Annotated in this window: 12 protein-coding genes and 2 tRNA genes; 10 read left to right on the plus strand and 4 right to left on the minus strand. The window is 66.4% G+C overall.

Features of this window, described 5'->3' with window-relative positions:
• Window positions 1–39: 39 nt before the first annotated feature.
• The 6 genes from JOF56_RS36875 to JOF56_RS36900 all read left to right on the plus strand — a co-directional run bounded on the left by JOF56_RS36875 (window position 40) and on the right by JOF56_RS36900 (window position 6,808).
• A complete protein-coding gene (locus JOF56_RS36875; protein ID WP_307855421.1) occupies window positions 40–1,326 on the plus strand; it encodes a sugar ABC transporter substrate-binding protein in 1,287 nt (428 codons plus the stop codon).
• Window positions 1,327–1,384: 58 nt separating this feature from the next.
• Window positions 1,385–2,338, plus strand: coding sequence for a carbohydrate ABC transporter permease (locus tag JOF56_RS36880; protein ID WP_209644056.1), 954 nt, complete (start codon window positions 1,385–1,387; stop codon window positions 2,336–2,338).
• 3 nt (window positions 2,339–2,341) lie between these two features.
• Window positions 2,342–3,241, plus strand: a complete 900-nt coding sequence (locus JOF56_RS36885) for a carbohydrate ABC transporter permease (RefSeq protein WP_209644057.1) — start codon at window positions 2,342–2,344, stop codon at window positions 3,239–3,241.
• A gap of 42 nt (window positions 3,242–3,283) precedes the next feature.
• On the plus strand, window positions 3,284–4,240 hold the full coding sequence (locus JOF56_RS36890) for a glycoside hydrolase family protein (RefSeq protein WP_209644058.1): 957 nt from the start codon (window positions 3,284–3,286) through the stop codon (window positions 4,238–4,240).
• A 15-nt stretch (window positions 4,241–4,255) separates the two neighbouring features.
• The gene (locus JOF56_RS36895; RefSeq protein ID WP_209644059.1) at window positions 4,256–6,229 is read left to right on the plus strand and encodes a glycoside hydrolase family 32 protein; all 1,974 of its coding nucleotides are present in this window, start codon (window positions 4,256–4,258) and stop codon (window positions 6,227–6,229) included.
• Between the two features lie 198 nt (window positions 6,230–6,427).
• Window positions 6,428–6,808, plus strand: coding sequence for a peptidase inhibitor family I36 protein (locus JOF56_RS36900; RefSeq protein ID WP_209644060.1), 381 nt, complete (start codon window positions 6,428–6,430; stop codon window positions 6,806–6,808).
• A 202-nt stretch (window positions 6,809–7,010) separates the two neighbouring features.
• On the opposite strand, the gene JOF56_RS36905 is transcribed toward JOF56_RS36900, so the two are convergent.
• Complete coding sequence (locus JOF56_RS36905; RefSeq protein ID WP_209649134.1) at window positions 7,011–7,253, minus strand: hypothetical protein; 243 nt, start codon at window positions 7,251–7,253, stop codon at window positions 7,011–7,013.
• A 3-nt stretch (window positions 7,254–7,256) separates the two neighbouring features.
• Window positions 7,257–7,601, minus strand: a complete 345-nt coding sequence (locus tag JOF56_RS36910) for a DUF6247 family protein (RefSeq protein ID WP_209644061.1) — start codon at window positions 7,599–7,601, stop codon at window positions 7,257–7,259.
• A gap of 162 nt (window positions 7,602–7,763) precedes the next feature.
• Here JOF56_RS36910 and JOF56_RS36915 point away from each other — a divergent pair.
• The 4 genes from JOF56_RS36915 to JOF56_RS36930 all read left to right on the plus strand — a co-directional run bounded on the left by JOF56_RS36915 (window position 7,764) and on the right by JOF56_RS36930 (window position 10,354).
• A tRNA-Gly gene (locus tag JOF56_RS36915) sits at window positions 7,764–7,841 on the plus strand.
• 5 nt (window positions 7,842–7,846) lie between these two features.
• A tRNA-Asp gene (locus JOF56_RS36920) sits at window positions 7,847–7,918 on the plus strand.
• Between the two features lie 4 nt (window positions 7,919–7,922).
• Window positions 7,923–9,248, plus strand: a complete 1,326-nt coding sequence (locus tag JOF56_RS36925) for an SDR family NAD(P)-dependent oxidoreductase (protein WP_245378527.1) — start codon at window positions 7,923–7,925, stop codon at window positions 9,246–9,248.
• Entirely contained in the window at window positions 9,242–10,354 is a 1,113-nt protein-coding gene (locus JOF56_RS36930) for a leucine-rich repeat domain-containing protein (protein ID WP_209644062.1), read from the plus strand. The genes JOF56_RS36925 and JOF56_RS36930 overlap by 7 nt, the downstream gene beginning before the upstream one ends.
• Here the strand turns inward: JOF56_RS36930 and JOF56_RS36935 are convergent.
• Together JOF56_RS36935 and JOF56_RS36940 are read right to left on the minus strand one after the other, a co-directional pair.
• Entirely contained in the window at window positions 10,351–12,123 is a 1,773-nt protein-coding gene (locus JOF56_RS36935) for an AAA family ATPase (RefSeq protein WP_209644063.1), read from the minus strand. The two genes, JOF56_RS36930 and JOF56_RS36935, sit on opposite strands and share 4 nt — an antisense overlap.
• Complete coding sequence (locus JOF56_RS36940) at window positions 12,120–13,505, minus strand: vWA domain-containing protein (protein WP_209644064.1); 1,386 nt, start codon at window positions 13,503–13,505, stop codon at window positions 12,120–12,122. Before JOF56_RS36940 ends, JOF56_RS36935 begins: the two co-directional genes overlap by 4 nt.
• Window positions 13,506–13,527 lie beyond the last annotated feature (22 nt).

The raw sequence follows: 13,527 nt of genomic DNA on the forward strand, positions 1-13,527 counted from the left end.
CGGCCGGTCGCGCTCCGGAACAGAGAAAGAGATCGTACGGTGAAGCGTAAATCCCTCTCGATCATAGCAGCGGCGGGCCTGTCCGTGGTGCTTGCGCTGGGCGGCTGCGCCCGTGCGGGGCAGGAGTCCTCGTCGTCCGGCAGTCCCGGTGAGATCACGATGTGGACGCACTCGGCGGGCAATCCCGGTGAACTGGCGGTGTACCAGCAGATCATCTCCGATTTCAACGCGTCCCAGACCCAGTACAAGATCGTTCAGCAGAACTTCCCGCAGGGGTCCTACAACGACGCGATCACCGCGGCCGCCACGGCCCGAAAGCTGCCGTGTCTGCTGGACATGGACGGCCCGGTGATGCCGAACTGGGCCTGGGCGGGCTACCTGCAGCCGCTGGGTCTGCCGGACGACCTGATCAATTCCCTGCTGCCCACGACCGTCGGGCGCTACAAGGACACTGTCTACTCGGCCGGCTACTGGGACGCCGCGCTGTCGATCTTCGCGCGAAAGTCGGTGCTGGACAAGAACACCATCAGGATCCCGACCGTCGACAAGCCGTGGACGCTCGACGAGTTCGACGCGGCCGTCACCAAGCTGAAGGCGAACGGCTACACCACACCGCTCGATCTCGGCGCCGCCGACAAGGGGGAGTGGTGGTCGTACGCGTACTCGCCGATGCTCCAGAGCACCGGCGGTGATCTGATCAATCGCAGCACCATGAAGTCCGCCGACGGCGCGCTGAACGGCCCGGACGCGGTGAAGTTCTTCACCTGGTTCCAGCAGGCGTTCAAGAATGGCTGGGCGGACAACGCAGGCCCGGTCGGCAACCAGCGTTTCATCGACGACAAGGTGGCCCTGAGCTACACCGGTGTGTGGAACGCCGAGGACGCGCTCAAGAGCGTCGGCAACGACCTGCTGATCCTGCCGCCGGTGGACTTCGGCAAGGGCCCCAAGATCGGCGGCGGCTCCTGGCAGTGGGGCATCTCCGCTGGTTGTAAGAACGCCGACGGAGCCCGCGCGTACCTGAAGTTCAGCTTCCAGGACAAGTACCTCACCGCCTTCGCCGACAGCCAGGTCGTCATCCCGAGCACCGCGGCCGCCACGACGGCGTCGAAGTACTTCAACGACAAGGCACCACTGCACCAGTTCGCGGTGCTGTCGCAGAAGTTCGCCCTGGCCCGGCCGGCCACCCCTGGCTACCCGGCGATCTCCTTGTCCTTCGAGAAGGCGGCCAAGGACATCATGAGCGGCGCCGATGTGCGTTCGACGCTCGACACTGCCGTGCAGGCGATCGACACCGACATCAAGTCGCAGAACGGCTACGGCTTCTAGGTCGTCGTTGCTCCCGCCGGGCGGCAGCGCCCGGCGGGCCAAGTGGAAGGCACTTCTCATGACGGCGATCTCCTCGCCGGACTCACATACCGCGAGCGCGGCCCCGAGATCCGTTCCCCGGCGCAGGCTTCGTGCCGACGTGCGCTCCGAGCGTCGCGCAGGCTGGGCGATGGCTGCCCCGGCGGTGCTGTTGCTGCTGGCGTTCCTGATCGTTCCGGTGATCCTCGGTTTTGTCCTGTCGTTCACCAACGCGCGGCTGATCTCGCCGGAACCCACCGTCTTCACCGGTTTCGACAACTTCGTCCGGGCATTCACCGCCGATCCGGCGTTCTTCCGCTCGCTGGTGAACACGTTCTGTTTCGCCGCGGTCGTGGTGCCGGTGCAGGCCGGGTTCGGGCTGTTGCTGGCGATCCTGGTGAACCAGAAGATCCGTGGGGTGGTGGCGTTCCGGGTCATCTTCTTCATCCCGGTCGTGACCTCGATCGTCGTGGTCTCGATCCTGTGGAAGTTCATGTACCAGCCGGACGGGCTGATCAATTCCTTCATCGACTCGATCACCTTCGGCGCCTGGCAGGGCACCGCGTGGTTGAACGACCCGAGCACCGCCCTCACCGCGATCATCGTGCTGTCCATCTGGCAGGCGGTCGGCTTCCACATGCTGATCTGGTTGTCCGGCCTGCAGACCATCCCCGAGGAGCTGTACGAGGCCGCGCGGATCGACGGCGCCGGGCCCTGGCGGCAGTTCCGCGACGTGACGTGGCCGTGCCTGCGCCCGACCCGGGTGTTCGTGCTGATCACCATCACCATCGCCGCGCTCGGGCTGTTCGTGCAGATCGACGTGATGACCCAGGGCGGCCCGGTGGACTCCACCTCGACGCTCGTCTACCACGCGGTCCGCATGGGCTACAAGCAGCAGCAGATCGGCTACGGCTCGGCGCTCTCGCTGGTGTTCTTCGTGCTGGTGCTCATTGTCGCGCTGGTTCAGCGCTTCCTGACCCGAGACAAGGACTGAGCCATGGCAGTGCACGATCCGGGCGAGCGCGTGTTGCGCCGCCGCAGGCGGGTCTGGTTCTACATGGTGATGGCCGGACTCGCTGTCTTCTTCTTGTTCCCGTTGGTGTTCATGTTCGTCTCCAGCCTGAAGCCCGACGGGCAGATCCTGTCCGACATCGGCGGCTGGCGGGCGTTCCTGCCGGTCGGCGACATCAGCTTGCGCAACTACTCCGGGGTGTTCGACCGGGTGCCGGTCGGGCGGTTCCTGCTCAACTCGCTGATCGTCACGGTGGCGATCGTGGGCATCGGGCTCGTGGTAAACTCTATGGCCGGGTTCGCGATCTCCCGGCTGCGCTGGACGGGCCGCGGCGTGGTGCTCAGCGTCATCATCGCCACGCTGATCGTGCCGTTCGAGACCATCGCGGTGCCGATGGTCTACTGGGTCTCGCATCTGCCGACCCTGTTGTTCCAGAACGGGTGGGTCGAGTACGACTTCGGGTGGCTGGACTCCTACGAGGTGCAGATCGTCCCGTTCATCGCCAACGGGTTCTCGATTTTCCTGTTCTCCCAGTACTTCTCCACCATCCCGACCGCGATCGACGAGGCGGCGCGGATCGACGGCGCGGGCTGGTTCACCATCTACCGCAAGATCGCCGTGCCGCTGTCCGGCCCGGCGTTCGCGACGGTCGCGATCCTCACCTTCCTGCCGGCCTGGAACCAGTACCTGTGGCCGAGCATGGTCGTCCAGGACGAGAACCTGCGGCCGGTCATGGTCGGCATGCAGTACTTCTTCCAGGACACCACTGCCTGGGGCGAGATCATGGCCTACACGTCGATGATCACGCTGCCGGTGCTCGTGGTTTTCCTTGCCTTCCAACGTGCATTCGTCAGCAGTGTCGCGGCAAGCGGCGTGAAGGGCTGACGAGGCAACGCTTTCCCGACTTTCCTTCCGAAAGGTTTGTGGATGTTCTCGCTGCCCGACTCCTGGGTCTGGGACTTCTGGTTCGCCGACGACGGCGACCGCTACCACCTCTTCTTCCTTTACGCCTCAAGGGCTTTGCGTGATCCCGAGGCCCGGCACTACCGTGCGTCGATCGGCCACGCGGTCTCGACGGACTTGGTGAGCTGGACCCGGATCGAGGACGCGCTGGTCCGTGCGGACGCCCCGGCGTTCGACGACCTGGCGACGTGGACCGGTTCGGTGGTGCGGCACCCGGACGGGACGTGGTTCCTGTTCTACACGGGTTCCACGCCTGCCCCGGAAGGCAAGAACGTCCAGCGGATCGGCTATGCCACGTCACAGGATCTTCTGACCTGGCAGCGGGCGCCGGAGAACCCAGTCCTGTCGGCCGATCCCCGCTGGTACGAAACGCTGGACGCCGGCGTCTGGCACGACGAGGCGTTCCGAGACCCGTGGGTGTTCGCCGACCCGGACGGTGACGGCTGGCACATGCTCATCACCGCTCGCGCCGGCTCCGGCGAGCCGTTCGAGCGCGGCGTGGTCGGGCACGCGGTCTCCGCAGATCTGCGGCACTGGGAGTTGCGCCCGGCGCTGACGGTCCCCGGGCCGCGAGGCTTCGGGCAATTGGAAGTCATTCAGGTCGAGGTGGTGGACGCCCGCCCGGTCCTGCTGTTCTCCTGTCTGGCCGAGCACGCCTCGGCCGACCGCCGGGCGACCGGCACGACCGGCGGGATCTGGGCCGCTCCGGCCGGCGGTCCACTGGGGCCGTTCGACATCGCGGCCGCCGAACCCGTCACCGACGACCGTTTCTACAGTGGACGCCTGATCCGCCGCCGGTCCGACGACCGCTGGGTGCTGATCGCGTTCCACAACCGCGGCGAGCAGGGTTTCGTCGGCGCCATCAGCGATCCCATGCCGGTGGCGTGGGACGGCAAACACCTGAGTGTTTCTGGTTCCTAGAGTTCTGGAGGTCGGATGAGCTCAACGACGAGCGGATCTCGCCTGCTGCGGATCGCAGTTGTGCTGGCGACAGTGGCCGGGGGCCTGTTCGGTCCCGGCCACGCCACCCCTGTGCGGGCCGCGACCACCTATCGTGCCCAGTACCACTTCACAGTGCCCGACCACTGGAAGAACGATCCCCAGCGGCCGGTGTACCTCAACGGCAAGTTCAACTACTACTACCTCTACAACGCCGACTACCCGATCGAGGTCGGCACGGCCTGGCGGCTGGCGACGACCACCGACGGGGTCGCCTTCGCCGATCAGGGGATCGCCGCGCCGAAGAAGACGAACGCGAACTACGACCTGTGGTCCGGTTCCGCGGTCGTGGACACCGCGAACACGGCAGGTTTCGGCGCCGGTGCGGTGATCCAGCTGGTGACGCAGATGGACCACCCGACTCCCGCACAGATCGCGAACGCCTCCGCGCCGCAGGCTCAGTTCCTGTGGTACTCGATCGACGGCGGCCGGACATTCCGGCCGTACGGCGACACACCGGTGATCCCGAACGGCGGGCGTGGCGCCTTCCGGGACCCGAAGGTGATCTGGGACTCCGCTCGCGGACGATGGGTCGCGGCGATCACCGAAGGCGACCGGATCGGGTTCTTCACCTCACCGGACCTGAAGACGTGGACACGGCAGTCGGACTTCGCGAGCACGTACGGCACGCTCGAATGCCCGGACCTGTTCCAGATCCGCGCCGACGACGGCACCACGCACTGGGTGCTGGGCGTGAGCGTCAACGGGACCTACGCGTATTGGACTGGTTCTTTCGACGGAGCCGCGTTCACGGCCGACTCGTCTGTGCCGCAGTGGCTGGATCACGGCTTCGACTGGTACGCCGGGGTCACGTGGGAGGACCCGTCCGCGCCGTTGGACCGGCGGTTCGGGATGGCCTGGATGAACAACTGGGCGTACCCGGACGCCACGCCGACCTGGGCCGCGGACGGCTTCAACGGAACCGACTCGATCGTCCGGCAAATCACGCTGAAGCACTACGCGGACGGGTATGCACTGGTCTCCCAGCCGACTTCGGCTTTGGCTTCCCACGCCAGTTCCGTGAAGAACCTAGGCACCATCCAGGTCGACGGCGGTCTGGTGCCGTTGGCGTACCACGGAACTGCGTACGAGCTGAACACTGACGTCAGCTGGACCCAGCTGGACAACATCGGGATGCAGCTACGGGTGTCCGCCGACGGGACGCGGCACGCGGATGCCGGGATCTACCGCGACTACAGCTATCTCAACCGGCGGCAGACCGGCCAGCCCGACACCACGGGGACGCGAGGGGAGAGCCACGCCCCGTGGAATCCGGCGAAGACCAACGTGCACCTGCGAATCCTGGTCGACCGCACCTCGATCGAGGTGTTCGTGGACGACGGCCGGTACGTGCACTCCAGCCAGGTGTTCGCCGACCCCTCGGACACCGGCATCAACCTCTACACCACCGGCGGCAGCGCCACATTCGCCAACACGACGATCACCGAGTTCAAGGACCTGGCCCAGCGCCCGGCCAAGCTGCTCTCGGGATTCGAAGGCTCCTCCTACGACCCCGGCTGGACCACCACCGGCAGCTTCACCGGAACCGGGCCGTTGCCCTGGTACCTGCCGGGCATGGTCGGCAACGCGGCGCTGGACACGTTCGCCGGCGGAGGCGACCCGGCCACCGGCACGATCACCTCACCGGTGTTCACCCTGGACCGCAACCACCTTCACTTCCTGATCGCCGGCGGGAACCACCCGCCCGGCGCGCCAGGGGAGACCTCGATCAACCTGATCGTGAACGGCCAGGTGGTGCGGACAGCTACCGGAGACGACACCGGTGTGCTCAAACCGATCGACTGGGACATCGGCGACATGCAGGGGCAAAGTGCCCAAGTACAGGTGATCGACCAGGCAACCGGCGCATGGGGCCACATCATGGTCGACCAGCTGTTGCTGAGCGACTGAATGCCTCTTGGGAAGAACTCGGTGCGCCCCGGGCAGGAATTTTGTTTGTCCAGCTCTTGCAGTCGCGCCTGACAATCAGGTTGCGGGCTAGGTTGAGTGGTGCCTCCGAATGATGGAGATGCCACTCAATCGTGGCCGGTAGCCCGGATTCCTGTGACGCCGCCGGCCACGTGAAATCCTCAGAGGGGAACGAGGCGCATGCTCAGGAATTCCAGAAGGATTTTGCTCACCGTCTGTTCGATCGTGGCGCTGGTCTTTTCGTCGGCCACCGCGGCGACCGCGAGTACCTCAGCCTGGTCGGACTGCTGGCCCAGCTACTCGTGCATGTGGACAGGCCTCAACGGCGGCGGCTCCCTCATGATGCCGGCCCACTGCGGGACTTTCCTGGAGAGAGACCTGCCGCCCGGATTCAACAACAACATCGAATCCATCAAGAACCAGGGCGGCGGAACCATACGCCTGTTCGACAACGCATCAGCAACCGGAACACCACTGGCTACCTACTACAACAACGGAGTGAACCACAACCTGACCGCCGCCGCTCGCAACAAAACCAGTTCGCTGCGGATCGACTGCTGAACGCCCATGTCAATCTTTTGGTGACAACGGCGTGATTTGAAGCACGTGACGGGGTTTTCGGTCGGCAGGATGAGAAGGGAAACCAACTTGTCCTTCCGACCGGAAAGACCGACCTGGGGTGTGAGGTCCGAAACCGCGCACTATGGCGCTGACTTGAGTATCAAGCTGCTGTCGACACGAATCCCGGTGGCCGGAGTTGGGGTCAGCCGATCCAGGTGACGCTGACCACGACGACGCGGCGTTGGTCTTCTAGGATCAGATACACGGTGATGCCTTCGGCGGTGGAGCCGAACACGATCTTGCGCAGGTTGTCGTCGCGATATGGGGGAGCGTCCCACGGGGTCAACTCGAGGAAAGCGATGAGTTCGGCGTAGAAGGGCAGAGCGGCGATCGGGAGCCCGTCGACCTGGTCTCGTGCCTCGGGCAGAATTTCGTAGGAGTACACCTGTCAGTGGCCCAGCCTCATGTTGATCTGTGCTTTGTGTTCTTGGCCGGGCACAGTAGATACGTCTTGTCCGTTCTGCAGACGGGCGACTTGGTCGAGCATGCGCTGGTGTGTCTGTGGTCCTTGCCGTTGGGTGATGTCGGCGATCTTGCGGTAGGTGTCCAGCACGGTGAGTACGCCGGTCAGGTTGAGGGTATGGGCGGCGGCGGCCATTTCCTCGGCGTAGCGCTGTTCGAACTCGCGGCGCTCGGAGCCGATGAGGGCGTCACGGATCGCTTGTGGGGTATTGGCCGAGAGCAGGGCAGGAGCCGGATGCGGGTCCGGTGACGGCGGGGCAGGTGAGGCCATGTTCCACACGATAACCCGCTGGCGGGTCAGGGGTGACGCGGACGCGGTCGTGTCGGTTCCTGCTAGGCACATATGCGTGTCGGGAATCTTGTCCGTGCTGGTCAGAGGCGTGTTCTGTTAGCCGGACGGCTCCTGACTGCCGGCCGATACGATGCCGGCAATGCCAGGGTCGTAGCGCAGAGGCAGGCGCGCCGCCTTTCCCAGGCGGAGCACGCCGGTTCGAATCCGGCCGCCCTGGCAGCCTCGGTCCTGTAGCGCAGAGGCAGGCGCGCCACCCTGTCAAGGTGGACACGTCGGTTCGAATCCGGCCGGGACCGCGCGATGAGAGACGAGATGATCACTGAGGGCGAGCTCGCGGCGTTCCATGAGACTGTCGCGCGGCTGCGGGCGCTTGCGGCGGATGACCCGGTGCGGCTGAAGGCTGAGCGGGTCGCGGAGTCGTTCGCCCGCGAGGGGAGGCTGCGCCGCAAGAAGGTGCGTGCTGCCGAACGCGTCCAGGCCGACGCTGTCATCGACGCCACGACCGCGACCGGTGCTCTGGATCGTCGCGAGGACGCTCCATTGAGGCCTGCCCCGGATGCGTCTGTTCGCTCGTTGTCGCGATCACGGCGCTGCTACGTTTGCAAGGAGCCCTATCAGCTCGCTGATGTGTTCTACCATCGGCTTTGCCCGTCCTGCGCGCGGGAGAACGCCGAACGTCGCAATGCGAGCACCGATCTGACGGGGCGCCGCGCGTTACTCACCGGTGGCCGGGTGAAGATCGGTTTCCAACTGGCGTTGATGCTGTTGCGGGACGGGGCCGAGCTGCTGGTCACGACCCGTTTCCCGCGCGATGCTCAGCGCCGTTTCGACCAGGTGCCCGGCAGTGTGCACTGGGCTGACCGGCTGTCGGTTGTCGGCATCGACCTGCGTGATCCACGTCAGGTGCTCGGTCTTGCCGAATCGCTGCGCGAGGACGGCAGGCCGCTCGACATCCTCGTCAACAATGCCGCCCAGACTGTGCGTCGCCCGCCCGAGTCCTACGCGGCGCTGATCGGCGGCGAGACTGGCGCGCTGCCGTCGAATGCCCTGCTCGCGCCTGGTTTCAGCCCGATGCTTGCGTCGGGGCAGAACGCCCTGGCACTTGCCGGGATCGACGAGGCCGGATTGCTGCTGGACTCCGCGCCGGTCAACTCCTGGTCGGCTCGTATCGGCGAACTCGACGCGGCCGAGGTGCTGGAGACGCAACTGGTCAACGCACTCGCACCGACCCTGCTGTGCGACAGGTTGCTGCCGCTGTTGCTGGCCTCGCCGCACCCACGCCGATACGTCGTCAACGTGACCGCCGTCGAAGGCCGGTTTGCCGTACGGAACAAGACATCCGGCCATCCGCACACGAACATGGCCAAGGCGGCGCTCAACATGCTGACCCGCACCAGCGGGCCGGAGCTCGCCGAGCAGGGCGTCTACATGTGCTCGGTCGACACCGGCTGGATCACCGACGAGAACCCGGCGCCCAAGAAGGCCAGGCTCGCCGGGAACGGCTTCCGCACGCCACTGGACATTGTGGATGGTGCGGCGCGGGTGTACGACCCGATCGTGCGGGGCGAGGCGGGCGCGCCGATCGCCGGGGTGTTCCTCAAGGACTACCGGGAGGCGGCGTGGTAGGCCACCTCGAGCCGTTGCTGGCCTGGCTGCGCACCGGCACGGCCGCGGGAGGCCGACTGGACTTCCCGACCGGCACGGCATTGCCCGACGGTCGGCTCGATCTGTGCAAACAGGCACTCGGGCCGGACGGCGCGGCGCAGGTGGCGGAGGCGATGCGCCCCGGCGTGGTCAGGCATCTGCTGCTGGGTACCGACGGCCTCGGTGACGGTGCCGCCGAGGCTGTCGGGCAGGCCGTCGAGCGCGAGGTCGAGACGCTCTACCTCGGCTGCAACGGGATCACCTCGGGTGGCGCGTGTCGTATCGCGGACAACCTGCGAATGTCGCCACAAGCGAGCAAGGTGACCGGCATCTGGCTCAAACGCAACCCAATCGGCGACGGTGACGCGGCGGCAGCGATCGTCGAGGCCGCACAGTCCTTGCGCACGCTTGACCTCGTGCAGACCAGCCTCGACGCCACCGGCCTGTCACGAGTGGTCGCCGCCATGCTTACCGCGACCGCCGCGGGCAGGCGGATCGACCGGCTCTACGTCGGCGGCAACCCACTTGGCCCGGCAGGCGCGACTCACTTGGCAGCACTGCTGGCCGCCGACGCCGTGAGCGAGCTGTATGTATCCGCCGCTCAGCTGGGCGACGAGGGCGCGCACATCATCGCCGACGCGCTCAAGGCCGGCAGTTTGCGCAGGATCTCCTTGGCCAGCAACGGAATTGGACCACAGGCGGCGGCCGGACTGGTGATCGCGGCGGTCCGGGCCGGTGTCGAGGTCTGCGATCTTGGACGGGTCAAAGCCGCCGGAGTCCTTGGCGCCCAGGACAACCGGCTGAACGAGGCCGCCGCGACAGCCATCGCTGACGAACTCGCGCAACAGCCACACCGGTTGCAGCACCTCGTATTGAGCAACACCGGCCTCCACAGCCAGGCCGCCCACCGGCTGCTGGACGGCGCGCAGCGAGCAGTCACGCCTACGCGTTTCATACTCGGCAAAGGCGTCGCCACCAGCATCAGGCGCAGACTCGACGCGCTGAGCGCCGCGATTCCAGAGCGGCCCGCGGTGCCGGCCGACGTGGCGGCCGTGCGCAGCGTGCACCGCCAGCCACCACCGGCTTAGCGCGGCATCTTCCTGAACACGTCGACCCAGAACCGCTGCCGGTCCTCGGCCACACCGACGAGATAGGTAGCGCGCAGTTTGGGCGGCAGCAACGCGACCAGTCGCGTGACTACCTTGCGGTGCCTGCGTAGCTGTGACAACTCAGCGTTGGCCAGCACCTGGTGCACGATGTCGCCGTCGTTGCCGCCCTCGGCCGACGTGGACTCTGCTCGCAGCCGCTCCTCCCAGCGGTCGACCTGTCTTGCCAGCTCACCGAGTCCTGTCACCTGCCGGTTGGCCAGCCTGTCGATGAGTGCAGTCAGTGAAACGGGCGCGTACTCGCCGTCGCCCAGGTAGATCGTGGCCAGCTCCAGGGGGAGTCCGCGCTCGTGCAGCTTCACGAGACGCTCGATGGTGCGTTTGGTGATCCACTCCCTGCCTTCGTCGTCGATGTCGTGTTTCCACCACTCCAGCACGGTTTCCGCCACGCCGCCGTACTTGCCGATCAGCCACTCGTTGGCCGGGATGTCGCCGGGCTCGACCACAAGCGAGACGGTGAAGCGGGTTGCCTGCGCGATGTTGTTGCGGGACACCAGAAGTTTGCGCCCCAGGTGGTAGGGCGGGTTCTGGATCGCCACCTGGGCCCGCAGGTTCTCGATCGGCTGCCCGGCCAACGACCACTCCTGGGTGATCTCCATCAGCCGGGCGAACGCGGCCTTGTCCTTGGGCCTGTTGTACTCGTCCCAGACGATCGCCTTCGGATCACGGCCGGTGAACGGCCGCGCCATCAGGTTCTCCAACGTGCCGTCCGCGGTCGGCAACGGCGCGCACAGGTCCTCGACGTTGGTCACCGGCAACGAGAAGTACAGCGGGTCACGACCGAGCTCGGCCCGGATCGTCTCGCGTACCAGCTCGGTCTTGCCGCAACCGGGTGGCCCTTGCAGCAGCACGCTCCAGCGGTTGCGTAACGCGGCCCGCAGCACCTGCCGCACCGGATCCGGGACGGTGGTGGGATTCCGTACGCCGAGGGCTGCCGCGAGCCGGTCGAGGATCTCGGTGGTGCGGTTGATGGTCTTCTTGCCGCGCGCCTCCTCCAGCCGCAGACGCTCGCCGTTGACCAGCGGAAGTGCCCAGCGCAACGGGAATCCCTCCCGGGCGTTGGCCAGGATGTGCTCCATTGTCCTGGGCGACAAGGACTCCCGCAGTTGCGGGCCCAGCGAGTTCCACACGCCGAAGAACGAGCGCAGGTCCCAGTCACGGTGGCGCGCCGCGAGCTTGGTGCGCCATGCGGTGTCGTTCGCGGTTATCCGCACGGTGACCATGCGATCGAGGATCGCGAGGTCACTGCGCCGCGCCGAGGTTTCGGCGAGCGACTCGTTGTCGGTCAGGAACACGCCGACACAGCCGAGCTCGCGCAGGTCGTACTCGCCCAGCGTCCAGTTGCACGCGATCTGCATGAGCTGCGACTGGATCGTCTCGCCTGCCTGCAACGAGTCGTCGATCAGCAGGACGAACTTCTTGCCCGGCCGCAGCTGGCTCATCACCAGCTGCCGCAACACGAGCTCGCCGTCCTCCCGCACCGGGGCGTTGATCAGCAGGTCGTCCGGCGTGAGGTTGGCCGCGGGCACGAACACCAGCACGGTGTCCGGGTACGCCTCGGCGATGTGCGAGAAGAAGGTCGCGGTCTTGCCGATCCCGTGCGAGCCGAAGATCTGCCCGGTCTGGCCGATGTCGATCATCGCGTCGATGAACGCCGCCAGCCGGGACGTTCGCTGAATGGTCTCGGTCATCGGTTTCTTCCGGTCACGGGCCGCACTCGGTGGCAGGCCATGGATGGGGTGTGCGCGTCGGGCCAGTCGTCGCCGCCCTCGGTGATCAGCCAGATCCACTTGTCCGGCTCGGCGGGCGTCACGTGCGGGGCGTAGCCGTCGGTGAGCATGACGACAGCGTCCGGGCGTTCCCCGAAGTGCTCTCCGTCCACTGTGGAACGTCCTTCGACGTAGTCCACCACGGCCTGGAAACTGGTTCCGCCACCGCCGCGCACGGCCTCGCCCGGCCGGAACGGCATCACCACGCCGTCGAACGACAGCCAGTGTGCCTGCACACCGTCGATCCCGCCGACCAGTTCGGTCATCCACTCCACCACACTCGACGGCATCGACCCGGACGTGTCGTACGCGATGACGAGTACCTTGTCCCGTACCGGCCCGCTGCGCGACAACATCGGATCATGGCCAAGCACGGCCAGTACGGCACCCCGCTTCTTCGGGTACACCAGCCGCTCGCCCTCGCGCAGCTTCGAGCCGAGCACGTCGACCAGCCACCGCTGCCACCAGTCGACCTTGCCGGTGCGTGCTGTCGTGCCTCGCAATGCGCCCGCGCCGAGGTTTCCCCAGATCCGGCTCGCCACGTCCTCGGTACGGCCCATCAGCTCGAGCAGCTCCGACTCGGCCTTGTCGTTGCCGCGGCGGGCCGCCAGCAGCGAGTTCAGCAACGCCGACGACGCGACCTCGTCGACTGTCTCCTGGTCCAACTGGAGCTGATGAGTCACGTGGATGCACAACGGTGCGGGAACCGGTGGGTTCCTCATGCGTTTGAGTTCGGAGTAGACGGTCATGTCAGTGTCGACGAAGTCCTGGTATGTCAACGGGGTCAGTCGTTGCGCGGTGAGATCCTCGACGTAGGCCGCGTGGATCTCCGCCGGGTCGATGCCGGTCGGTTTCCCGTCCAGCAACGGAAGTCCCCGGCCCAGCCGCACCATCGCGACATGGTTGATCACCACCTCGGTCGCGAGCGTGAACACGGGGTCGTCGCGCAGCTCCTGTTCGGTGAACAGATGCCGGTGCACCAGGTGCCGTGCCTCGTGGAACAGCACGAACTTGACGCCGTCCAGTCCGATGCCGACGAAGAAGCCAGGGTTGAACAGCAGCAGGCATGTGCCGTCACCGGACGCGACGACCGCGGCGGTGTCGATCGCCGTGGTGGCGATCTGGTGCCGGCACTTGGCGAACAGCCACGACCCGACCACGGACTCGGTGAGCCCGAAGTCGAGCAACGCGGCCTCCTTGAGCCGCTGCGCCTCGGCGATCACCGACGGCTCGGCCGGACGCCAGTTCGCCAACGCTCGCCGATCGGTCAGATCGATGACCGGCAGCCGCTTCTGATAGCCCACTTCATCCCCCGTAACATCCGCG

Source organism: Kibdelosporangium banguiense (assembly GCF_017876405.1).
Lineage (GTDB): Bacteria > Actinomycetota > Actinomycetes > Mycobacteriales > Pseudonocardiaceae > Kibdelosporangium > Kibdelosporangium banguiense.